This window comes from Ancylobacter sp. TW_SC_1 (assembly GCF_056836805.1).
This window is the reverse complement of sequence record NZ_CM166365.1, coordinates 3,077,673-3,097,685: the sequence shown is the minus strand read 5'-3', so window position 1 is coordinate 3,097,685 and position 20,013 is coordinate 3,077,673. Positions and strand designations below refer to the sequence as shown.

26 protein-coding genes are annotated in these 20,013 nt (G+C 67.5%); 1 reads left to right on the top strand and 25 read right to left on the bottom strand.

Annotated features, from left to right (window positions below):
- Positions 1–51 precede the first annotated feature (51 nt).
- From AC1PZ7_RS14380 to AC1PZ7_RS14320, 13 genes are all read right to left on the bottom strand, one after another.
- A complete protein-coding gene (locus tag AC1PZ7_RS14380) occupies positions 52–456 on the bottom strand; it encodes a hypothetical protein (RefSeq protein WP_482355897.1) in 405 nt (134 codons plus the stop codon).
- Complete coding sequence (locus AC1PZ7_RS14375; RefSeq protein WP_482355896.1) at positions 453–1,814, bottom strand: hypothetical protein; 1,362 nt, start codon at positions 1,812–1,814, stop codon at positions 453–455. The genes AC1PZ7_RS14380 and AC1PZ7_RS14375 overlap by 4 nt, the downstream gene beginning before the upstream one ends.
- Positions 1,811–2,197: a hypothetical protein gene (locus tag AC1PZ7_RS14370; protein WP_482355895.1), complete on the bottom strand. Its 387-nt coding sequence runs from the start codon at positions 2,195–2,197 to the stop codon at positions 1,811–1,813. The genes AC1PZ7_RS14375 and AC1PZ7_RS14370 overlap by 4 nt, the downstream gene beginning before the upstream one ends.
- A 1-nt stretch (position 2,198) precedes the next feature.
- Positions 2,199–2,792 (bottom strand): hypothetical protein, encoded by a 594-nt coding sequence (locus AC1PZ7_RS14365; RefSeq protein WP_482355894.1) that lies wholly within the window; start codon positions 2,790–2,792, stop codon positions 2,199–2,201.
- On the bottom strand, positions 2,785–4,032 hold the full coding sequence (locus AC1PZ7_RS14360) for a hypothetical protein (protein ID WP_482355893.1): 1,248 nt from the start codon (positions 4,030–4,032) through the stop codon (positions 2,785–2,787). Before AC1PZ7_RS14360 ends, AC1PZ7_RS14365 begins: the two co-directional genes overlap by 8 nt.
- A gap of 72 nt (positions 4,033–4,104) precedes the next feature.
- Entirely contained in the window at positions 4,105–4,890 is a 786-nt protein-coding gene (locus AC1PZ7_RS14355) for a hypothetical protein (protein ID WP_482355892.1), read from the bottom strand.
- Positions 4,883–5,962 (bottom strand): baseplate J/gp47 family protein, encoded by a 1,080-nt coding sequence (locus AC1PZ7_RS14350; protein WP_482355891.1) that lies wholly within the window; start codon positions 5,960–5,962, stop codon positions 4,883–4,885. The genes AC1PZ7_RS14355 and AC1PZ7_RS14350 overlap by 8 nt, the downstream gene beginning before the upstream one ends.
- A complete protein-coding gene (locus tag AC1PZ7_RS14345; RefSeq protein WP_482355890.1) occupies positions 5,952–6,470 on the bottom strand; it encodes a phage GP46 family protein in 519 nt (172 codons plus the stop codon). The genes AC1PZ7_RS14350 and AC1PZ7_RS14345 overlap by 11 nt, the downstream gene beginning before the upstream one ends.
- Positions 6,458–6,940 carry a phage baseplate assembly protein domain-containing protein gene (locus AC1PZ7_RS14340; RefSeq protein ID WP_482355889.1) on the bottom strand — a complete coding sequence of 161 codons (483 nt, stop codon included), beginning with the start codon at positions 6,938–6,940 and terminating at the stop codon, positions 6,458–6,460. Before AC1PZ7_RS14340 ends, AC1PZ7_RS14345 begins: the two co-directional genes overlap by 13 nt.
- A 42-nt stretch (positions 6,941–6,982) precedes the next feature.
- On the bottom strand, positions 6,983–7,987 hold the full coding sequence (locus tag AC1PZ7_RS14335; protein ID WP_482355888.1) for a phage baseplate assembly protein: 1,005 nt from the start codon (positions 7,985–7,987) through the stop codon (positions 6,983–6,985).
- A 47-nt stretch (positions 7,988–8,034) separates the two neighbouring features.
- On the bottom strand, positions 8,035–8,616 hold the full coding sequence (locus AC1PZ7_RS14330) for a hypothetical protein (protein WP_482355887.1): 582 nt from the start codon (positions 8,614–8,616) through the stop codon (positions 8,035–8,037).
- A 9-nt stretch (positions 8,617–8,625) separates the two neighbouring features.
- A complete protein-coding gene (locus AC1PZ7_RS14325; RefSeq protein WP_482355886.1) occupies positions 8,626–9,087 on the bottom strand; it encodes a DNA circularization N-terminal domain-containing protein in 462 nt (153 codons plus the stop codon).
- 3 nt (positions 9,088–9,090) lie between these two features.
- Positions 9,091–11,325 carry a phage tail tape measure protein gene (locus AC1PZ7_RS14320; RefSeq protein ID WP_482355885.1) on the bottom strand — a complete coding sequence of 745 codons (2,235 nt, stop codon included), beginning with the start codon at positions 11,323–11,325 and terminating at the stop codon, positions 9,091–9,093.
- 61 nt (positions 11,326–11,386) lie between these two features.
- Between AC1PZ7_RS14320 and AC1PZ7_RS14315 the strand changes: the two genes are divergently transcribed.
- Positions 11,387–11,620: a hypothetical protein gene (locus tag AC1PZ7_RS14315; RefSeq protein ID WP_482355884.1), complete on the top strand. Its 234-nt coding sequence runs from the start codon at positions 11,387–11,389 to the stop codon at positions 11,618–11,620.
- 96 nt (positions 11,621–11,716) lie between these two features.
- Here AC1PZ7_RS14315 and AC1PZ7_RS14310 read toward each other — a convergent pair whose 3' ends face one another.
- Genes AC1PZ7_RS14310 through AC1PZ7_RS14255 form a run of 12 tightly spaced genes read right to left on the bottom strand, consistent with a single transcriptional unit; the run spans position 11,717 to position 20,008 of the window.
- Entirely contained in the window at positions 11,717–12,055 is a 339-nt protein-coding gene (locus tag AC1PZ7_RS14310; RefSeq protein WP_482355883.1) for a phage tail assembly protein, read from the bottom strand.
- 5 nt (positions 12,056–12,060) lie between these two features.
- The gene (locus AC1PZ7_RS14305) at positions 12,061–12,432 is read right to left on the bottom strand and encodes a hypothetical protein (RefSeq protein WP_482355882.1); all 372 of its coding nucleotides are present in this window, start codon (positions 12,430–12,432) and stop codon (positions 12,061–12,063) included.
- A 15-nt stretch (positions 12,433–12,447) separates the two neighbouring features.
- Positions 12,448–13,959: a hypothetical protein gene (locus AC1PZ7_RS14300; RefSeq protein WP_482355881.1), complete on the bottom strand. Its 1,512-nt coding sequence runs from the start codon at positions 13,957–13,959 to the stop codon at positions 12,448–12,450.
- Positions 13,959–14,156 (bottom strand): hypothetical protein, encoded by a 198-nt coding sequence (locus AC1PZ7_RS14295; protein ID WP_482355880.1) that lies wholly within the window; start codon positions 14,154–14,156, stop codon positions 13,959–13,961. Before AC1PZ7_RS14295 ends, AC1PZ7_RS14300 begins: the two co-directional genes overlap by 1 nt.
- Positions 14,157–14,171: 15 nt before the next feature.
- Positions 14,172–14,918 (bottom strand): hypothetical protein, encoded by a 747-nt coding sequence (locus tag AC1PZ7_RS14290; RefSeq protein WP_482355879.1) that lies wholly within the window; start codon positions 14,916–14,918, stop codon positions 14,172–14,174.
- Between the two features lie 4 nt (positions 14,919–14,922).
- Positions 14,923–15,318, bottom strand: a complete 396-nt coding sequence (locus tag AC1PZ7_RS14285) for a hypothetical protein (protein ID WP_482355878.1) — start codon at positions 15,316–15,318, stop codon at positions 14,923–14,925.
- 3 nt (positions 15,319–15,321) lie between these two features.
- A complete protein-coding gene (locus tag AC1PZ7_RS14280; protein ID WP_482355877.1) occupies positions 15,322–15,546 on the bottom strand; it encodes a hypothetical protein in 225 nt (74 codons plus the stop codon).
- Between the two features lie 7 nt (positions 15,547–15,553).
- The gene (locus AC1PZ7_RS14275; RefSeq protein WP_482355876.1) at positions 15,554–16,582 is read right to left on the bottom strand and encodes a major capsid protein; all 1,029 of its coding nucleotides are present in this window, start codon (positions 16,580–16,582) and stop codon (positions 15,554–15,556) included.
- Positions 16,583–16,593: 11 nt separating this feature from the next.
- On the bottom strand, positions 16,594–16,968 hold the full coding sequence (locus AC1PZ7_RS14270; protein ID WP_482355875.1) for a head decoration protein: 375 nt from the start codon (positions 16,966–16,968) through the stop codon (positions 16,594–16,596).
- 11 nt (positions 16,969–16,979) lie between these two features.
- Positions 16,980–18,026, bottom strand: coding sequence for a head maturation protease, ClpP-related (locus AC1PZ7_RS14265; protein ID WP_482355874.1), 1,047 nt, complete (start codon positions 18,024–18,026; stop codon positions 16,980–16,982).
- A gap of 9 nt (positions 18,027–18,035) precedes the next feature.
- Entirely contained in the window at positions 18,036–18,302 is a 267-nt protein-coding gene (locus AC1PZ7_RS14260; RefSeq protein WP_482355873.1) for a hypothetical protein, read from the bottom strand.
- Positions 18,303–18,304: 2 nt separating this feature from the next.
- Positions 18,305–20,008: a phage portal protein gene (locus AC1PZ7_RS14255; protein WP_482355872.1), complete on the bottom strand. Its 1,704-nt coding sequence runs from the start codon at positions 20,006–20,008 to the stop codon at positions 18,305–18,307.
- Positions 20,009–20,013: the final 5 nt, after the last annotated feature.

Sequence of the window (20,013 nt, the reverse complement as noted above, 5' to 3'; positions counted from 1 at the left end):
AATGAAAAGGCCGCCCGGAGGCGGCCTGCTATATGGACTAGGGCACGGCTATCAGCCGGCGAGCACGGGCGCCCCGAACGGGTAGGAACTGCCGGCGAACGTGGGCTCCACGCGCAGGGTGGCTAGATCTTCCTCGGTCGTGATCGTGTGCAGGATTTGGCCAGTCTCGCGGTCGGCGATCAGCACGCAGGCTTCGCCCTCGAGCGCCGGGTCGCGCGCCGGCCGGGCGATGATGGTGAACCAGCCGGGCAGGTAGGCGCGGATCTCCTGCGCGATGGGACCGACGTCGGGCACATCGACGGTCTCGGTACCGGTCACACGATAGACGCCGACCGCAGAGATGACGCAGGACGCATCCCAATGCCGTTCGCCCGGCTCGATGCCCTCGATGGCATAGGCCGGCAGCGCGTCCATGGCGGACGCCTGGTCCGCATAGCGCAAGAGGTGGTCGATCATGTCGCCATCAGTTCCCGTAGCTGGTCGTCGGTGAAATTGTCGTGCGGCCACACAGCCAGTCGCTCGACGGTGCTGTTCCAAGCCGCAGCACCCTGACGACTGCCGATCCCGAGCCGCGTGAGCGTGGCCGCCGGAGGAGATGCGAGCGTAGCGTGGCCGACCGCCCCGCCGAGTAGGGTCCCGCGCAGGCCCTGTGCCTCCGACCACGATACGGCAAGCCAAAATGGCTGGTCGGCTACCAGTGCTGAGGCCCCGCTGAGCGAGAGGCTACCGCGATACGCGTTCGAAACGTAATTGTAGACAGTGAGTTGATTGCTCGACCGCCCGAGTGTGAAACGATCCGCGAAGCCGCTTGGTGGCGTCCAATTGATCAGAGCGTTTTCGTCGCCCACATTCTGAAAGACCGGCCTGCGAGCGGCGACGGCGAAAGTGAAACCGTCCGCGAGGGCGACCGGGGAGACCATGCTCAAATTGTCGGACGCACGCGCTTGCAGGCTGCCTACCGGTACGACAAGCGGCGAGCTGTACAACGTGCCGGTAGAGGCACAGGCGTAGTGAAGGATGCACTCCTGACCAGTGACAGCGCCCGACGACCCGTTGGGATACACGTAGACGAGCGCAGAAGCGTTCGCGCCCGCGTTGATCACAGCAGATAGCCGGACCATCTGGCCGCCGTTGGGGCCGGAGCCAAGATGCTCGACAACGATGTCGGTAGCGGCGCCCTGAGGGACGGTCACCGCCCCGGTTGACCAGTTATAGAAGAGCAGCCCCAGCCACGATCCGGCCAGCAAGCCAAACGTAGAATACGGGGCCTGGTCGGGCAGCCTCTCCAAGATGACATCCAAGCGATAGCTTTGCCCGGCGGTCATGGTCACGGTCTGATATCGAGCCTGAGAGCCCCCGACGTGGCAAATGTGCTTCGCTGCGCCGCCTGTGAAGGCGCTTGTAACAGGCACGACGTTTTCTGCGAAGAAACCACTTACCCAGTCTGTGTCACCCAGCGTGAACGCCACGGTGCTCGTGGTAATCGATGAAAGAGAACTCTCGATCCGTGCGCCCAGCGGCGTCCGGGTGACCGGGTCGTGGTCGTGGCGGAGCACGCCGCTGCCGACCATCTCGTAGGGCCCGGCGGCCGGCCAGCGCCCGGCGGCGGACGCGCGGGCGAAGCTGGTCACGTCGCCGATCGGCCGGAAAAACGCGCCGGCGGGCAGACGCCGCAAGGCGTGGCCGCGCGCAAAGTCCAGCACGACGCCGTCATGCCCGCGCAGCGTGTCGACCAGTGCCGCCTCCAGCGGATGCACGGTCGCGCCGGCAAGGGGGGAAATGGCGGGCGATAGGGCGACACTGGCAAAACTCACGGCTGTGTCGCTCCCAAAAGCTGGACAGCAGCGGCCGCGCCGCCCGGATTGCCGGTGACGAACAGCGACACGACGCCTTTCGGCAGCCCCCTCGTGTGGTCGAAGGGGTGCTCGGGCGCGCCGCCGCCGGCGATGACAATATGAGGCCAGGACCCGGCCGGCGACGAGATCGCGAAGCTGTGCCCGGCCGGCGCCGTCTCGGGCACGGTGATCGCCACCTCGCCGAGACTGTCGGCCAGCCGGAACAGGCTGCACAGATGCAGCGCCGGATCATAGGCCAGCGGCCCGGTGACATCGATGATGCGCAGCGGGCCGAGATACCGCTGCAGGGCGGCGGCGAGGGCTGGATCGACATCCTCGACCAGATAGATCGGATCAGCCATCTCACGCCTCCTCGATCTCACCCGACGGCCACGCGACGGCGGCCGCCGCCTCGGACGCCGCGGCCGTTTCCGCCGCCGCAATGGCCTTCTTCGCGCCGAGCCGGGCGGCCTCGATCGCCGCGCCGATCAGCTGCCAGTGCTGGTGAGCGGCGCTCACGACGCCAGCCACCTCCGCCAGCGTCGGCGCGGTGATGCCGACCTCGGCCGACAGCAGCGGGTAGTCGACCGGATCGGGATCACTCTCGGCCGCATAGCGGCGCGCCTCCTCGGCCTTGGCCTGATAGGTCATCGCCTGCCCGGCGCCGGGCGTGATGTGGCGTGCCCGCTCGACCTCGGCGGCGGCATCCACATCGGCCATCAGCAGCGCCTTGCGCGTGGCGAGCGAGACGCCGATCCGGTAGGGCGCAAGAACGGCCTGCAGAGCGGCGTCCGTCTGCTCGCCGGCATCATCACGAGGCCACCGCGTGGCGGCATGTCCGCCCGCCTGCCATGCGAGATAGGCAGGATCGGTATCCTCGATCAGCGCGCCGGCGGCCGAGGAATAGATGCGGGAGCCATCATCCGCGCACCAGTACCAATTGCGGGGATCATACATATTGGCCTCCTGTCGCGGTGCTGCCGGCGATCGAGCCAGGGAAGAAATTCGCGCCACCGCCAGAGGTTGAAATCACCCCGTTCGTCACGGCGTTGTAACGCGCGCCCGTTGCGCTGCCGGAAATAGAGCCCCCACTGCCCAGCGAGATAACCGAACCCGTCGACGCGTAGGCGTTGGCGACAGAAAACGCCGCAGAATCCGTGTAGGCGATCGCGCCCGCGATCTGGATTTGAGACCCGGTTCCGGCTCGCAGAGCGCTTTGGGCGGACCCGCGCAATTGGCAGCCCGCGCCGACCTGGATCAGGCCGGAGTAAGCAGTCGACACCAAATACGCCCCGGACCCAGTTGTGAACTTGAGCGATGTATTGTTCAGCTTAAGCCGAGCTCCATCCGTCGCGGATGCGATAGATGTTCCGGCTATCGGGGATTGTAGAAAACACCCGAATGTGGTGACGGTCCCGCCATTGACCGTAAAGACACTCGATTGACCGGATTGGCACGCGATGATGTAGGCGTCTTGGTTGGCTATATTGCCTATAATCTCGACATTGCCATTGACCGCGACGACATCAGGGGCGGCGTAGGTGCCGGCGATCCCGAGGACGATCTGCCCCGGAACGTTGAAGAGCATATACCGCCGCAGGCGTGTGATCGCTTCGGCAATGGTCGCGAGGGCTCGCGCGCTGGTGTTCGCCTGACCGTCGTTGGCGTCGTCGCCGTCCGTCCGCACATACAGCACCGGAGACACTTCCGGGATCAGCGACTCGGAATAGGCCAGCCCGGCCAGCGCCCAAGCTGTGCCCGTGCAGATCACGGTGACGACGGCGTCGATGGGCAGATCACCACGGGCCAGGTCCGCGCCCCGCATCGTCCGGATCGGCAGTGCGCCGGGCCCGGCATCCAGCGTTGCGGCTCCGGTGTTCGTGGCCGCGACCTTGACCCTCAGCGGCATGCCAGCGACGTGAGCGGTCAGCATGGGGTCGAGCGCGACGGTCAGGGCATTCGCGGTGCCGCCTGCGACGACGTAGTTCAAGCTCTGCTGCCGCGCCGCCTTCACCACCTGGAGCAGATCAGCCACATCCGGCACGAGACCATTCTTGCCGATGAAGGCATCGAGTTCGCGCTGGACGTGCTCGATGGCCCGCGCGGGGACCCTCGATCCGGTGACGACACCGGGCGTGTTACGGTCGACATAGGGGGCGTCCGGGTCGGACGACCCGTACGGGGGCTGGTACTTCATGGCAGCCTCAGGGCAAGCGATGTGTGGGGAGAGGCGTTGCCAAGGGCTGGCAACGAACGGGGCGGCGGGCGGTCAGGAGCCCGGCGACAACGCGAGATATCTGGAGGTATCGAGCCAGACCGGGCGGTCGCCCCACCAGATTTCTACGTCGTCGTGGACGACGTAGACCGGCTGCGTCCAGCCAGGATAAAGGTTGCGGAAGAGGCACTGCAGCCGCTCGATTTCCGCGATGCGGAACAGAGGGTCATGGCCGCATTCGCTTTCGCCGCAGATAAAATAGTCGACGGCGAGATTGAAGATGTGCACGACCCAGTAGACTTCCTGCAGCCTGTCGCCGACCGTGTGGCCGCCGCCGCATTCGGAAAAACCACACTCGAAGACGGCAGACTCCTCGATCGCGATCCGGAAGCCGCGGTCGTAGGCGAGCCGGACGAAATCCAGCGGATGGATCATCGCGTTGCCGCGCACCCGCGCGAGCACCGCCTGCTTGCGCCCCGCCGTCGTCTGGTCGTTCGCGGTGCAGGCGTCCGGCAGGCCGAAATCCGCCTCCCACTCGGGGAGGCTGTCCGACATGGTGGTGGCGGAGCTTTCCAGCACCAACCGCCAGAGCCGCCGGTATCCCTCCGCGAACAGGCCGAGCAGCACGCGCGTGAAATTGGCGAGCACGCTGTCGGTTGACGCAGCGATGCCGTCGGGCGTGCCCCAGGCCGCGCCGCGCGGCCAGCAGGCCAATCCGGAGGGCAGGAGATCCTCGACACTGGGGTCGGAAAGCGCATCGCCCGGCATGGGCGGCGGAATATCCCCGCCCGGTGTCTCCGGTTCGTAATAGGTCCAGCTGTTCGCGCCGGGATCACGCATAGCTCACGGTCCCCAGCACCGGATAGGCGGCGGCAAAGGTCAGGTCGCCGGCAGGCGCGACCAGCACATGGCTGTCTTCGCCCGCCGCGGCGGAGACAGCCTCGGCGATCCACGAGCGCGACAGCGTGAACGGGTCGGCGGCCACGCCGGGGCGGCAGCGGGCGAGGAAGGTCGCCGCGAGGTTCGTCTCGATCGCCGCACGCACCTCCGGCGTGTCGACGGCGAGGTCGGCAATCGTGACGTCGACCGGAGCCACCGTCGGCACGGCGGCGACGGTGTCATCCACGCGGATCAGCCGCTTGGCGTCGATATGCGCCTGCACGACGGCGGCATCCCCCGCGGTCGGGATGAGATTGGGGCGGCCGGCGAAGAGGAAGAAAACGACAATCGAGCCGACCCCGTTGGTGAAGGAAAAGGCCCAGGCCTTCACCACCCCCGGAATCTCGCCGGCGAAGCGCTCATAATCGGGCAGGGCGCCCCCCTGAGGCGGCTTTCCCTTCCGCTCCAGGATGCGCCCGCGATACGCCTCGATGCCCTCGATGTCGGCGCCGCCGCCGAGTCCCGCCGCCCCCACTTCTGCCGCGTCCGACAGCGTCGGGTAGAGCGAGGGGTCGGCGAGCGTCAGCGTGGCGCCGCCGTCGCGATTGGTCGCCGCGCCGGTCGCTTCCGCGCGCACGCTCGCGGCGAAGGTGCCGTCGCCGAGCGCCGTGAACGGCTGCGTCGACACGTAGCTTTGCCCGGCCGAGAGCCAGCGCACGCCGGCGGGGTAGGTCAGGCCCGGCTGGCCTGCGCCGGCAACCTCGCCGGAGGCGGCGGAGGCACCCTTCAGGTAGATCCTCACATCCGCGCCATGCAGGCGCAGGATGGGAAGATAGGTGCAGGTCCGCACGAACAGCTGTTTGAAGATCCATTGCTCGCGCAGCTCGTAATTGCGCGCGAACAGGGCCACGACCTTGGCGGTGACAGCGACGAAGTTCTGCTGGATCCAGGCGTCGGTGCCCGGCAGATACTGCCGGAAGAAACCCCGCGCGCGTGCGCCGAGCTCGTCGAGCGTGTGAAGGTCAAGCGCCATCGATCTGGTCCCAAAGCACGGCGAAGCGTTTCTGGAATATCTTCGCGCCATCGCGGCCGAAGAGGCTGACATCAAGGTCGAGCCGGTTGCGCTCGGGCGAGCGCAGGGCAGCCACATCGGCCCGCACCGCCACGCCTTGCGTGATCAGCGTCTGCAATGCCTCGCGGGCATGGTCCTCCGCCTCGAGGTCGATGTCTTCCGTGAGCGCGCGCCGCCGCAGCAGCCAGAACCGCGAGCCGAGCGGTGCGTCGCCCGGCTGCAGGTCGAAGCCGTCCCCGGGCCAGCCGCGATTGCTCTCGCCCTCCGGCAACTCGTGAGGCTCGACCCTCCGGTCGGTCTGGAGGCAGATCAGCACCGCCGTCTCGATCGCCGCGCCCGAGCGCAGGTCCGCCATGGCCACGTCGATCGCCAGGTCGCCGATCTGCCGCGCCACATCCCAGACAAGATCCGGGAAAAGCAGGGGCTCGGCCGCTGCGGGAAGAGGGACGACCCGCATCACTTCACCCACACCTTGCTCGCGAGGTTGGACATCTCGACGTCGCCGCCGCTGTCCACGGTACCCTCGGCCGATGCTGGCCGGCTCGCGTCTGGCCCGCCGAGCTTCACATCGCCCTCGAGGATGATGGTCGGGGCGATGAGGTGGATCGTGCCGGCATGGACGATCCGCAGATTGGCCTCGACGATCGAGACGATATTGCCGAGGTGATCGTAGATCGCCATCCCACCGGCCGGCAGCTGCGGGACCAGCTCTGGGTTCGCCCCGCCGAGGGCGTACAGGCTATCGCGGCTGCCCCGGCTGCCGACAACGGTGGCGATGCCGCCCTTGACGGGATGGGAGGTGAAGCCATGCGGCTCGACACGGTGTGCGCGGGGAAAGCCCTCGCCGGCATAGCCGCGGCCGGACAGGAATTGCTGGCCCGAACGGTGCTCGACACCCCCATCGAGGTGCATCCGCGTGACATTGACGTCCCAGCTCATGCTTCCTCGCTGCCATCTGTGCCTGTCAGTCTTGCCGGCATCTCAATCCTGGCGGAACGTCGGCTCGCCCGCCGGCGCCCCCCAGCCCTTGGCGCTTTCCCCACGCGGGTTGTCACCGCCGAGGGCGCGAGGATCCTTGAGGGTCAGGGTGGCCTCCGTCCCGCTGCCTTCGCTTTCCTGCGCGAAGGTCGCCGAGGCGATGACCATGTCCTGTTTCAACCCGCCCCAATTGTCGTCGACCGGGACGAGGAAGTTGGGCGACCACAGCATTCCGCCCGCGTCGCGCAACCCGGGGACCGTGATCGACGCAGCCTTCGCCCGGCCGGCCGAGCGGCGCGCCTCCCAGCCGGCGCGCTTCTTCGCGCGCTCCGAGGTCATCTCCCCCTCGTGATAGATGATGAGCGGTCGCTTGCGCTCGGCCGTGCCGCGCGCCTCGGCTTCCGGCCGCAGCGCGGCGCCGGTGACGCCGAAGGACGACTGGCCACGGACCCGGACCTCGGAATAGTTGAACCGGCCCGAAAGGGTGCCGCTCGCCCGCTTGATGTTCTCGCCGAGGACGAGACCCCCGGAATGCCGGCCCTCCGGACCCGACGTGATCTTCAGTTTTCCCTTCGGCGTGTCGTAGATCAGCGCACCAATGGCGCGCGCGTCGCGCTCGAGCGTGTCGAACAGCGGTTCGCCGGGCACGATCTGATGCAGCGCCTTCTTCTCGGTCTCGACGTCCACTTCCACGCCGATTCCGGCCGTGTCGAAGGCGCCGGCGACATCCCTGAGGGTGCAGTTCTCGATGTAGCCGGTGGGGTGGTCGATCGAGCATTCGGTGGCGTCGACGGTGCGCGACACCACCGAGACCGTGTTGATGCGCGATCCATCGTCATGTGACCAGTTCACGTCGCGCACATAGCCCGTCAGCCAGAGCTCGCCGCCGATCGTCACCGTGCACTCCTCGTCCTCGTCGCACGGCAGGCCGGGCAGGTTCCAGGCGACGTCGAAGGACCCCGTGCGAACGGCCTTCTCCGCGCTCGCCTGCAAGCGTGCAACTGACATGGGCGAGCGGCCGTCCGGCGACGGTCAGCACGATCGTTTCCAGCATCTCACGGCGCCACGGCTTCGAGAATGACAGGCATCACCATCGCCGTACCGATCTGGTTGCGTTCGACCAGTTCGGCATCCCGCGCGGGGTCCCCATAGAGATCCCAGGCCAGCAGCGTCGATGGGAGCGAGACGCCTGTTTCGACCCGCACCAGCGGCGCGCGGTTCGCCGCGATCTGCGACACCTGCCGGAGGGCTTCGCCGACAAGGCCGAGAAGCCATCCGTGCAGCACATGGCCGAAGGCCGCGCCGGCGGCCTCAACGACCGGGTCGGCGCGAGCCGCGAGAGCCGCACGCGCCCGCTGGGCATCGGGACGCGCGGGATACTCCGCCCGCACCGTCACGAAGCAGGCGATCACGAGGAACCCCACATGGTCGAGCGTCGCCGGATCGACGATCTCGTCCAGCGCGCCGATCAGGCCTGCGCCGTCCTCGGAGGCCTCGCCCAGAAGCCGGCACGCCTCGAGATAGGCGGTCGCGCCGACGTCGCCGCCAAGAGCGATCGTGCCGGCCAGCCGCGTGGCCCGCGCGCGGTCGTCGACATCAGGCAGGAACCTGTCGAAAAGGTCCGTCAGCCAGTCCATGGCGAGCGCTCACATTCCGGTGGAAAGGTCCATGGCGGCGGCCGCGAGACCGCTGCTGAAGCTGGTCCGCAGGGCCGACAGTCCGGTGACGCCCCCGCCGAAGCCGGACGATGCCTCGACGAAGACGAGGTCGTAGGCAATGTAGCCGGCCTGGTCGCGCCGCCGGTTGCGCCGACACCCCAGGCAATGTGCCGACTGGGACGGATCAAGGGGCAGGGTCAGCCGGCCCAGGCCGGGCGCCGCGCACGCCGCCTCCAGCGCCCAGCCTTCGACATCGGCCAGATCGCTGGCGACATAGGCCTGCACCTGGAACTCGGTCGCGCGGCGGCCAAGGTCCTCGGTGAGCGGGGCCTCTCCCCCGGAGATGTTGTGCACGGCGACGCGCCGGCCCACCTCGGGCCCGTCCTCCTCAACCCAGAACCGTGCTCCCCGGAAGGAGGCGCGGCGGAAGGCAAGGCGCCAGTTCCGCATGTGTCACCCTCCGCCGGGCAGGCCGGCATTCGGCATGGATTGCCCGAGATTGGCGTTCGGCGCCGCCCGTGGACCGGGGATCGGCGGGACGGTGATGCGCGCCGAGGAAATCGCCGCGGCGGCCTGCCGGCCGTTCTCCCCGATGCTCTCCGCGGCCGAGAGCAGCTCGCGCGCCGCCTCCCGGATTGCCGCCGCCGATTCCGACCCGGCAAGGCGCATGTCACCGCCGCCCTGTTCCATCGCCTGCCGCAGGACGTCCGCCGTCTCGTTCGCGCCGTCAATCTGCAGCGTCAGCGGCGGCAGGTCGGACGCCGACGGCAGGGACTGCGGCGGAGCCGGAATCCACCTGTCGTCCGGCCGGGCCGCCTCGTCCGGAGGTGGCAATGTGGCCGGCGGACCGGGTGGCCGCGGCGGATCGAGGGATATCTCGTCCTGTCCTTGAGGATCATCCGGTGGAAAGGACGACGGTGTGCCGGAAGGTTGGTCCGTGGATCCCGGAATGGCCGGCGGAGCAGCCCCTTCCGCCGCCGCCCGCAACTCGGCATGCCACCAGTTCATCCAGTCATGGATCTCGGTCGCCGCGTCCCACAATTGCCCAGGCACAGGGGCAGGAGCAGGAGCAGGAGCGGGGGGCGGTTCTTGGGGAGCAGCAGGCGAAGGCGGCACCGGCGAACCTGGGTCCCAGGGCGCGCTGCCAAGCCAGGAGGCTCCGGTCCAACGCCGCGCCTTCTCGTACCAGGACTCTCCCTCGTCCCGCACCTTGGCGTCGTACTCGGCCTTGCGGCGCGCGACTTCTTCGGGGGGCAACGTCTCGACACGATCACCCGGCGAGCCCATCCACTCGAAGAAGTCCCGCACATGGCCGATGCCCGCGGAGATCTCGTTTACCGCCATCGCCAGATCACGGAAGAAATCGGCAACCATGGACGTGCTGGGATCGATGCCGACCAGCGTCGAAAGAGCCTCTCCCAGCTCCGACAATGCCCGCTGCGCCTCGCTGAGCGCCTGCGCGTCGAGCTTGTCGTCAAACGTCCCCAACTCGTCGCTGATCTCACGCAGGAGCGCGCGGGCACGCTCCAGCCCAGCCTCCAGCGCCGGCATGCTCAACTCGCCAAGGTCAATCGTGACCTCGCTGACCTGGTTCTTGAAGAGCTGCCAGCGCGACGAAAGCGCGTCGAGCTTCATCTGGTAGGACTTACTCAGGGAGCCGAACCAGTCCTTGCCGCTCGCCATCTCGATATTGCGGTCCACCTCCTGCAGCCCGTCCACCAGGCGCATGATCTCATCCGACCACTCCATGCCGAAGATGGCGCCGGTGAGCCGCGCGCGCTTGAACTTGTCGAGCTTGCCGAGCTGGCCGAGGAACTTGCGCAGCGCGCTTTGAGGATCCTTGCCCAGCTCCTCCTTGAAGGCCTTCACGTCGCCGACCACTTCGCCGAGGGCCGAATACCCCTTCTTCCCGAGATTCTCCGGGGCGATCAGCTTCGAGGTCAGCGCATTCATCATGCGCGCCCCGGTCTCGGGATTGAGCTTGAGATTCAGCAGCGCGGCGCCATAGGCTGCCGCCTCCCTTGCGCTGAGGCCGAAATTCTTGAGCCCGGCGCCGGCATTGTCGAGGAACTTGATGATATCGCTTTCGTCGCTGATGCCGCTGTCCGCCAGCGAATTGATCAGGTCGAAATAGCGCTCCATCTCCGTCATGGGGATGCCAAGGCCGACCTTGAAGCCGGCCGCGGCATTGCCGACCTCCTCGGCGGTCATGCCGAACGCATCGGCGGCTTTCGCGGAAAGCGCGGCGAACTGGCGCCACTCCTCGATTGGCAGACCAGCGGCGGCCGCCCGCTCATACGACGACAATATCTCGTCGAGCGGCACGGCCAGTTCTCCGCTGGTCGCCAACTGCTTCGCCTCGCGGCCGATCTCTCTCATCTGCTCGGCGGTAAGACCTCCCTTCTTGGCGATCTCGATGAGAGCGTCCTCGTAGGAGACAAGAGTCGTCAGCCCACCGCGAATGCCGCCAGCTGCCGCAAGCCCGCCGGCGATCGCCGCGCCGCCCATCCACAATGTACGATCGACGCGAGCGGCAGACCGCTCGAACGCCGCCATCTGCCTTTGCTGGCGGCTTTCCAGCGCCGTCATTCGCTCGGCTTTCTTCAGCCGGCCCTCTATCGTCGCGAAGGCTTTGGCGGTCCGGTCCTGTGCCGATATCTTGAGCTTGGCTTCGATTTCGGTGGACATGGCTCTACCAATTGGCGGCGGAAACCCGACCTGCTACCGTTTCGGAACGGTGGGGGGTGTCATGAGTATTGCGGTCGGGCTTGTCGGATTGCTGCAGGTGATACTCGGCATCGTCATTCTGACCGGGGAGAAATCCCCCATCGGAATGGCCGTTGGCGCGGCCGTCATAAGTGTCGGCTTGCTGCTCTACGGGCTGGGTGTCGCGATCTGGCACCTTGCCGGCATCAAGGCCGAGCTGAAAAAAGCGAACGCCATGCGCCCAGCCGAAGATCATCGCCCCGCTACGGCACCCTGATCGCTCATGTAGGCGGACGACAGCTTGCGCGCCGGCGGCCCTCGGCCCCGTGCCAATCGACGGCGCGGGCGAACCAGTCGCGGATCTCGTCGAAGGTTAGCCGGTCGAGATAGGCGGGGTCCCACCGGAGCCGGAAGACGAATTCGTCGACGAGGCGAGCGATTTCCGCGCCGCGATAAAAAAATGCAGCACATGGTCCTCCAGCGCCATGGAGTCGGCCAGGTCGAGGGTCGCCAGCGCACCGACCGACGGGCTGGTGACGAGCCGATCGACATAGGCGAAGAGAGCATCGCGGTCGCGCAGCACGATGCCGCGCTGCACATCGTAGACCGGCCCGATCTGGCGATAGTCCAGGTAGAGCGGATCGCGGAACGTGATGGCGGCGAAAGTCTCGCTCCCCGCCGTGTACATTTTCGAGAGAGGCAGATCCTTCATCGCCCTCAGCCCAGCCGCTGGTAGTTACTGCCGTTGATGGTCATGCCCGTCAGCTCGCCGGTCTTGCGGTCGACCGAGGGCTCACCCGAGAAGAACGCCGCGACATAGACGTGGCTTACCCCGGTGAACTCCTCAGTGATGTAGATGTCCTGCCGGGGAGCACGGAGCAGCTGATCCGGGTCGACCCCGGTATCCTCGAGCGTCACCTCCGCCGTGCGCGGGCGCGGGGTGGCCTGCCGGAAGATCGATCCATCGTCATTTGCTCCCGCCTCGATGGCGTAACGCGAGGTGCCGACGTTGAAGGTACCGCGCATGGTCAGATTGGTGCCGTCGGCGAGGCGCATGCGCATATGCCCGCCGAAATCGTGGTCGGCCATGTCAAGTCCTCCCGGTTAGGCCGCCATCGAGGCGGGATACTGGCTGTAGATCCGCGCATTCGACGCGAGGACGTCGAGCGGGTTGACCATGTCGAGCGGCGCGTAGACGTCGACGCGGTTGGGGTTGTCGACATTGCGCTGCACGTCGAGATTGGCCGAGAAGGTCTCGGCATTCTCCAGCACCCCGGGCATCTCGCGATAAACCGCGGCCATCGTGGCCCGGATGTCCTGCGGCGTGGTGAGTGCCGAGAGATTGGCCGGGTTGTCGTCCGCGATCGCCTTCTGGCCATGCTCGGCCTGCAGGCGCGCGCGGAACCGGCGCAGCGCGTAGACCAACTGGCCGATCTTCTGGATGTCCCGGAAGGTCGTGTCGACATTGCCGGCGCCATCGGTGCGCTGCATCGTCACGATCTTGTCGATGGTGACGGCGCCGTCGGTACGCACGCCGAAGGTCGACAGGCCCGACCCGAGGAAAGCGTCGCGCGTCGCGTAGTCGTTCATCCACCGCGTGCGGTCACGGGGCGCGGCGACGCCCTCGACCACAAGTCCGGTCTGGTTGCGCGAGACGTTTCCGGTCACGCCGTCGGAAAGCCACGGCACGATCCTCGCTACCATCGCAGCCACCCACACCCACGGCGGCGTGGCGTCTCCACCGCTGGACAGGCGCGGCAGGGTGGTGATGTGACGCGTGTCATAGCTAAGGCCGAAGGTGGTGAGATTGGCCGTGGTGTCCGTCTTCGGCACGAACACATGCCCGTAGCTCTGGCGGCTCCACGCCCACCGGCCCGACGTGTCGGACAGCAGCGTCTGGTAGCGATCCATGCTGGCCGAATCGGCGAAGGGGGACACGATCCAGTCGAAAGGATCGTCCGCCAGCGCGGAAAGGCCCGTCGCGAGGGTCGGCGATCCGCTGCCGGCGGTCGCCGTTGCCAGCGTCAGCAGGGTTCCGAACACATTCCCGGAGGCGATCAACGGCACGTAGATGTCGGCGGTGTTGAAGATATCGCCCGGATGCCGCGCCGTGAGCGTCACCACATTCGTCGCCGCGGCCGCGGTGAAGGGCAGCGCCGACTTGGTGAGCGCGTCCTGGAAGCCGTTGATCGCGGCCGTCAGCGCCGTCGCGACCGCCGCGGCGGTGTCGCCGGCGCCGATGGTCAGGGCGATGCGCTGCCCGGCGATCTCGATGGCGCCATATCCGCCGGCGGCCGGTACGACGCCGACGGTGAGCGTACGTACTTCGGCGGTGCCGGTGGCGGGGACCGGCAGGATCCATATGTCCTGGGCGAGGGCGTTGCGGCGGGCCGCAATCACCATCTCCGCCAACATGGAGCCCTTGCCGCAGAGCGCGATCGCTTCCGTGGGGGAGTTACAGCGGATCGGGATGCCATCGGCCACCGACGCGCCGGTGTTCTTGTGGCCGATCAGCAGCAGCCGCGAGACGTTCTCGAACTGTCCGCCGGAATTGATCTCGAAGGTGATGATCGGCGCGCGGATGTTGCCGGGAATGGAGTTGAACCCGATGGCCATCAGTTCTTTCCTTCAGCCTTGCCGGGCTTGGCCGGCGGTTCCTCGGTCACCGCCACCACGTCGCCATCGGCGATGAGACGGACGAAATACGAGCTCTGCTCGTCGATCCGGATGCCGTCGCCGGCTTCCGGAACGAACTGGCCCGGGCATCCGGGCATGGGGATGCGCAGCCCCGGCTTGGCGCGGTAGCGCGACATGGACAGCCTCGATTGTCAGGGTGAGGTGGAGGGTGGGGTGATGGCAGGGAGCCCGTCACCCGCGGTCGGGTGAATATTGAAGCCGGCGATCGGATCGCGATCCGTCGCAAGAAAGGCGGCGGCGAGTTCGGCGAGCTTCGCCTTGGCGTAGGAGCCGTCAGGTAGATCCGCCATGACCCTCGCCAGCGGCTCTGGCAGTCCGCCGGTGTCGCTGAAGGTGTCGTCGGCGATCTCGCACGATACCGACACGAGCCGACGCATCCAGCGCAGGCTGTGCTCCGGCAATGCGAACGGGCTGATCGTGATGGACGGCACGGCCTTCAGCACTCGCCGCACGCCATATCCGGAGGGGGATCGCAGCAGCACCATGCGCACCTGCGCGGCCAGCGCATCGAGAATGATCTGGGCGCGCGCGTCGCCCTCGATTGTCGCGTCGGTGACCGTCGACCCGTCGATCCGGATCGGCTTGCCGTCGGGATCGCGCGCCATCTCCGAAAGCTCGACCACGATCATCAGGTCGGCGCTTGCATTGCCGCGCGCCGACGTGGCGATGTCGCCCCGGCGCACCGCCCGCACATCCTCGGTATAGACCGCCACTGAGGGCGTGTAGGGCTGGTCGGTATCCAGTTCGTCGACGAGGATCTGCCGGCTGTCGAAGACGCGATGCCGCGCTAGGGTCGCAAACCCCGTGCCCGACTGCACGGCAGCGGTCGGGCACAGGGCTTCGATTACGGCGAGGCGCAGGGCGGTTGCCGCCAGCATGGGATCACCCCGAAATGCGATTGAGCCAGAGAGCGACGCGAGCCGTGCCGTCCTGGTCGGGATTGGCCGCGACCTGGTAGAGCGCGTCGGCGGTCTGCACCCGATCGCCCTGGCGCAGCATCCAGGGCCAGCCGGTCGTGAGGGCGGTCAGGCAGACGCGCGTGATCTGCCGGATGTTGCGCTCCGCCGCGCCGGCCGATCGCGTTCCCGACATCGGGTTGAGCTCCGGCGCGAAGTCCAGCGAGCCCGAAAAACCGAAGCCGGGCCGCGTCGGGTCCGGCCCGTCAGTCGCATTCACCGCGCGCGCAGGCTTGCACATGGCAATGGTGGAGCAGGCGACGGTGTCGAAATGGCGCGCACAGGCTTCGTCCGTGCGCGCCAGCGCGTCATCCCAGGTCATGGGTCACCCCCCGAGCGCCGCGATGATCTCGGCCTTGGTGTCGCTTTCCCTCACAGTGACATCACGGCGTTCCGCCTCGGCCAGCAGCTCGGCCTTGGTCATGTCGGCGAGGACAGCATCCGGCGTGGCGGTCGGCGGCGTGGCGGCCGCGATCAGATCGTCGGCTACCTCGGCACCCGCGCGAACATAACGGCCGCCATAAAACCCGGACGTGGTGATGATCGCCATGCCGGCCTCACTGCATCTTGGCCCGCAGCAGCATCAGCGGCCGCGTGCAAATGAAGATCGGGTAGCTGTACATCTCCACCCGGTCCCACGCCTCGCGGCCGGAGGTGTCGGCGAGGATCAGCCCGTAATAGGGCTGGCCGCGGCGGTTGAGATACGGCTTGAACTCGTTCGCCGGACCATAACCCACCTTGAAGGCGCCCCGGGCATTGCGCGGGAAGAAGCGGGCCTTGTCCGTGCCGATGGCCAGCTTCGAGCCATCGTCGGTGCCGCGATAGTTGATGAAGGTGATGCCCTCGATCTCGATCGAGGAATACCCTTCGATATTCTCCAGCGCCGCCGCGCGCTCGGTGCCGAGCTTGGTTTCCTTGATCTGCGGATGGTTCACCAGCTTGTCGAAGAAGCTGTCGCCGCAGAGCGCGACGACGCTGGTCGAGGGCGTCCAGACGCCCTTCGCCGCCACCATCATGGTGCGCTTCACGTCGCGGCACTTCTTCCGCACGTCGGTCGCAGGATCGTCGAGCTCGAAGTCGATCTCGGCGGGCTCGGCTTCACCCCACTCGGTGAACCAGTTGATCAGCACCGTGGTGCCATCGGCATCCATCACCTTGCCCTGCACGGCGCCGAGGCGCATGTGCTCCCAGGTGAGGTCGAGATCGTCGAGGATCTGGCCGGTGCGGTCGGTCACCTCCTCCGTGACCTCCTTCGTCTGCTGGTCGAAGGGCAGGGCGAGCACGCCCGCCAGCTCAGAGGCGAAGATCGTCGAGCCCTTGGCGAGGCGCACGGTGTTGAAGGGGCGAACATTGGCCCCCTTCGGGATCAGTTCTTCCGGCGCCGAGCCGTCGGCGGAGGTCGGGATCAGCGTCAGCGTCCGATCCTTGGCCGCGATGGCGATGGTCCGCGAGCGGGAATAGATCGGCTCGAACAGGTTGAGCGAGCCGAGAAGCTGCGGCTTGTACTCGATCTTCTCGACGATCTCTTCCTGGAATTCGATCGCGCCGAAGGCGTTCTGGTTGAAGACGTCAACGACAAGGGCCATGGTCGCGCTCCTCAGCGGCTGATGATGCCGAACGCCGCGAGGGCGGCCAGGGCGGTGTTCTTGTGGGTGTCGGTGGTGACGGCCGGGCCCCAGTTGAGGACGGCGGCGTGCACCTCGCTGTCGCGCGCGGTGATCGTCCGGCGAACGTCGGCGGACGTGGCATCGCAACCCTCGTAGAGGATAGCCGCCGCGTTCTGGCTGCCGTCGCTCGCGCCCGGCGTGTAGTCCACATACTTGCTGCTGTCGGTGACCTTGCCGAGCACGCGGCCCGCCTTCAGCACCCCGGCGCCGCTGGCGACGGTGGCCTCGTCCCGCGAACGATGGCCGCTCGCTTCGGAGACGATGTAATGGCCCGGGCGGGCCAGATCTTCGGTAAGAACAGCCATCAGACCCTCCGTCAGCGGCGCTTGTTGAAGTTGGTGACGGCGGCAGCGAGCACGCTGCGATCACCCTTGCCCTTCGGCGGCTTGCCGCCGGTCAGCCCCGCAGCCGTGGCCCGACTGCGCTCATAGGCCCTCGGATCCGGCAGGTCGTCCTCGTCGACCTCCTCGGCGGCCGGCACCGTCGGCCCGGCGGCAAGGATCTTCTTGGCGGCCTCGGCCGTCACGCCGGCCTCGCAGAGCTCGCGGGCCTGCGCCTCGCGGTCCTTGGCCTCCGGCAGCGCCATGATGGCGTCGCGCCGATCGCGATCGGTCTTCTCCGTCTTCATCTGCGCGTTTTCCTCGCGCAGACGCTTGAGTTCGGCGGCATCGTCGCCGCCGTTCGGTGCCGTCATGGTAGTCTCCTGTGTCTGACGGGGAGGGGCGGGCGGCGCCGCCTTGTCACGGGCCTCGAAGGCCCAGTTCTTCCGCTTCGCCAGCGCGACCAAGCGCGCCGGGGCGTGCGTGAAAGTCCGGTAATCGAAGGCCGCGACTGGCGCCGCGGACTGGGCCGTGGTCGCGTCGGCGAAGCCCTCGCTCACCGCCTGGTCGGGCGTCAGCCAGGTTTCGCGCTTCATCACCTCGCGGCACTCGGCCTCGGTCTTGCCGGACTTGTCGGCGTAGACCCGGGCATAGGCGTTCGCGAGCGCTTCCAGCTGCTCGACCGTCTTCTGGTGTTCCGCCGAGGTGCCCCACGTCATGCCGCTGGGGTCGTGGATCATCATGATCGAGCCGGCGGACATGGAGACAGTCTCGCCCGCCATCGCGATCAGCGACGCCGCAGAGGCCGCGATGCCCTCCACGATGATGTTCGTGGTGCCGGGCCGCGCGGCCAGCAGGGCGTGGATCGCCGCCCCCTCCGTGGCGACACCGCCGGCCGAGTTGAGGTGCACGTCCAGCACCTCGTCCGGATCGAATTCGGCGAGCGCCAGCACCACGTCGGCCGAGGTGAAGCCGTCCTCGAAGTAATAGTCGCCCACATAGCCGGAAAGCCGCAGCTTCCCGCCATCGACAATCGCAGCCATGGGTGAACCTCAGTAAGGGCGATATCCGCCGCTGGTGGCAAAGCGTGTGCGCTTGCCGTTCTTCGCGTCGCAGGCCCGCTGCAGGCGGGACAGTTCATCGTCGAGCGCCGCAAGGCTGGCCGGCGTGTAGCGCGTGCGCCGGTTCGTCACCGGGGAGCGGATCTCGAATTCCTCGACCTGCTCGCCGGCGAGAACTTTCAGCTTGTAGGCATAGAGCGCCTGCCACAGCGCGCACGGGTCGTCCGTGTCGACGCTCACGCCGCCAATGGTGACCATACTCACTTCGCCATCTCCCGCACCGTTTGCGCGCGGGTCTCGCGCCTGCCTTCTGTCGCCGCTCCGAGTGGCCCGGCACCGCCGGTCATCGGCGCGAATGGGTCGGGCAAGCCGAGCTCGTCCACGATGACGGCCCGCTCGCGTGCACGCTGCCGGGCCGTCTCCTCCCAGTCGCGGCCGTAGAGGGCGCACTCGTCGGAAAGGGAGGAAAGACCCTTCTCCAGCCGCTCGCCGGCCGCCAGCGCCGCCTTGTAGTCGTCGGCCGTCGGTGCTGCCGGGCCCTGCCACTCCGCCCCGAACACCTTGTCCCGGTTGGCGTGGAAGGCGCGATAGCCGCCCTTGAATGGGATCCGGCCCGAGGCGATGCCCTCGTCGAGCCACGGCTCGAAAATCCCTTGGGCGACTGGAGCGGGGAGGCGTTCGCGACGTCGCATGGCCAGCGGCCAGACGGTCGCCGTCTCCATCCGCACCGACGAATAGGTCGCCTGGCTGAAATCCATCGTCACGCTGGTCGCCGTCACCCCGATACGTCGCGCCGCCTCGTGCTGCAGGCTGCGTGCAAACGGCAGATACTCGCGGCCCGGCGTCTCCGAACTATGGAATTCCAATTCCTCGCCCGGACCGAGATGGCCGATGCGTGCAGATTCCGAGAGGTTTATGCCACCCTTCTTAAGCGCGTCGATCCGCTGCCCCCACACGTCGATCAGATCTGCCTGGATCGCCCCGACATGGCTGGTCCACTCAGCCGCGGTGCCGCCCCATCCCGCGGGCATTTCGGTATCGGACAGCGTCTGGATCGCCTGCATGGCCTGTTCGGTCGGCTCGGGACTTTTGATGGTCGCCGCGAAGACCGTCTGCAGCAGCGCCGTCGCGATGGTCGCATCAGCCAATTGGTCGTACTGCGCGATCACCTTGAAGATCGGCGCCATCGGCGAGATGCCGCGCGGGCTGTCCGGGTTCTCGCCGCGATCCATGACGTGGACCACCTGCGCCAGCCCCACGCCGTCGCGAGCGGCGATGTCGACGTCGCGCTCGATCCCGTCCTCGCGGCGCCGGAACCTGTAATGCGTTGGCCGGCCGTTGGCGTCGTGGAAAATGCCGCCCTGCAGCCCCTCCATCTCGCTGGTCCGGTGCGGCAGGCGGTGCGGAGCGATCAGAGACGCCTTGGTGCCGGAGGAGATTCCATACCGCTGGCGATCGGCCTGCGGCAGGAACGACATCACGGCGAAGGCCTCGCCATAGGCGAGGTAGTAGCGCATCACGCCGTCGAGCATCTCGGCAATCGTGGCCTTGCCTGCGAGGTCGCACTCCGCCGGCGTCCATGCCCAGCGGCGCCATTCCGCCTCGACGAGGCGGCACCAGTCGGACCGCTCCTTCTCGCTATAGCCAAGCTTCGAAAGGTCCGGCCGCAGGTTGAGCTTGAGCTCGGTGCCGATCGTGTCGACGATCACCTGGTCGGCGGCGCCGGCGATCCACCCGCTGTTGTGCATGAAGTCGAGCGCGAGCGCAGAGGCGCGCTCGGCCGCCTGCCGCACGTCGACAGCGCCGTCGCGCGTCACCGCCCGCCGCATCGACAGGATGCCGGTGCTGCTGTCGCGCAGATAACGCGCCTGTGGCCGGATCGCTGGCGCCGTCACGGCTGACCCGGGAGGCTGCACCTCCCGCGTCAGCGCCGCAACGCGAACCCGCGGTTTCGTCTCGACCATGGCAG

Excerpts from the sequence above, each read along its gene's own strand:
- AC1PZ7_RS14330 (WP_482355887.1), bottom strand. The coding sequence starts at position 8,616 with ATGGACTGGCTGACGGACCTTTTCGACAGGTTCCTGCCTGATGTCGAC.
- AC1PZ7_RS14260 (WP_482355873.1), bottom strand. The coding sequence starts at position 18,302 with ATGGTCACCATTGGCGGCGTGAGCGTCGACACGGACGACCCGTGCGCG.
- AC1PZ7_RS14275 (WP_482355876.1), bottom strand. The coding sequence starts at position 16,582 with ATGGCCCTTGTCGTTGACGTCTTCAACCAGAACGCCTTCGGCGCGATC.
- AC1PZ7_RS14305 (WP_482355882.1), bottom strand. The coding sequence starts at position 12,432 with ATGGCCGACCACGATTTCGGCGGGCATATGCGCATGCGCCTCGCCGAC.
- AC1PZ7_RS14340 (WP_482355889.1), bottom strand. The coding sequence starts at position 6,940 with ATGAGCTGGGACGTCAATGTCACGCGGATGCACCTCGATGGGGGTGTC.
- AC1PZ7_RS14280 (WP_482355877.1), bottom strand. The coding sequence starts at position 15,546 with ATGGCGATCATCACCACGTCCGGGTTTTATGGCGGCCGTTATGTTCGC.
- AC1PZ7_RS14355 (WP_482355892.1), bottom strand. The coding sequence starts at position 4,890 with ATGCGTGATCCCGGCGCGAACAGCTGGACCTATTACGAACCGGAGACA.
- AC1PZ7_RS14325 (WP_482355886.1), bottom strand. The coding sequence starts at position 9,087 with ATGCGGAACTGGCGCCTTGCCTTCCGCCGCGCCTCCTTCCGGGGAGCA.
- AC1PZ7_RS14365 (WP_482355894.1), bottom strand. The coding sequence starts at position 2,792 with ATGTATGATCCCCGCAATTGGTACTGGTGCGCGGATGATGGCTCCCGC.
- AC1PZ7_RS14380 (WP_482355897.1), bottom strand. The coding sequence starts at position 456 with ATGATCGACCACCTCTTGCGCTATGCGGACCAGGCGTCCGCCATGGAC.
- AC1PZ7_RS14295 (WP_482355880.1), bottom strand. The coding sequence starts at position 14,156 with ATGTCGCGCTACCGCGCCAAGCCGGGGCTGCGCATCCCCATGCCCGGA.
- AC1PZ7_RS14270 (WP_482355875.1), bottom strand. The coding sequence starts at position 16,968 with ATGGCTGTTCTTACCGAAGATCTGGCCCGCCCGGGCCATTACATCGTC.
- AC1PZ7_RS14335 (WP_482355888.1), bottom strand. The coding sequence starts at position 7,987 with ATGTCAGTTGCACGCTTGCAGGCGAGCGCGGAGAAGGCCGTTCGCACG.
- AC1PZ7_RS14360 (WP_482355893.1), bottom strand. The coding sequence starts at position 4,032 with ATGAAGTACCAGCCCCCGTACGGGTCGTCCGACCCGGACGCCCCCTAT.
- AC1PZ7_RS14290 (WP_482355879.1), bottom strand. The coding sequence starts at position 14,918 with ATGCTGGCGGCAACCGCCCTGCGCCTCGCCGTAATCGAAGCCCTGTGC.
- AC1PZ7_RS14255 (WP_482355872.1), bottom strand. The coding sequence starts at position 20,008 with ATGGTCGAGACGAAACCGCGGGTTCGCGTTGCGGCGCTGACGCGGGAG.
- AC1PZ7_RS14350 (WP_482355891.1), bottom strand. The coding sequence starts at position 5,962 with ATGGCGCTTGACCTTCACACGCTCGACGAGCTCGGCGCACGCGCGCGG.
- AC1PZ7_RS14285 (WP_482355878.1), bottom strand. The coding sequence starts at position 15,318 with ATGACCTGGGATGACGCGCTGGCGCGCACGGACGAAGCCTGTGCGCGC.
- AC1PZ7_RS14265 (WP_482355874.1), bottom strand. The coding sequence starts at position 18,026 with ATGGCTGCGATTGTCGATGGCGGGAAGCTGCGGCTTTCCGGCTATGTG.
- AC1PZ7_RS14300 (WP_482355881.1), bottom strand. The coding sequence starts at position 13,959 with ATGGCCATCGGGTTCAACTCCATTCCCGGCAACATCCGCGCGCCGATC.
- AC1PZ7_RS14310 (WP_482355883.1), bottom strand. The coding sequence starts at position 12,055 with ATGAAGGATCTGCCTCTCTCGAAAATGTACACGGCGGGGAGCGAGACT.
- AC1PZ7_RS14370 (WP_482355895.1), bottom strand. The coding sequence starts at position 2,197 with ATGGCTGATCCGATCTATCTGGTCGAGGATGTCGATCCAGCCCTCGCC.
- AC1PZ7_RS14320 (WP_482355885.1), bottom strand. The coding sequence starts at position 11,325 with ATGTCCACCGAAATCGAAGCCAAGCTCAAGATATCGGCACAGGACCGG.
- AC1PZ7_RS14315 (WP_482355884.1), top strand. The coding sequence starts at position 11,387 with ATGAGTATTGCGGTCGGGCTTGTCGGATTGCTGCAGGTGATACTCGGC.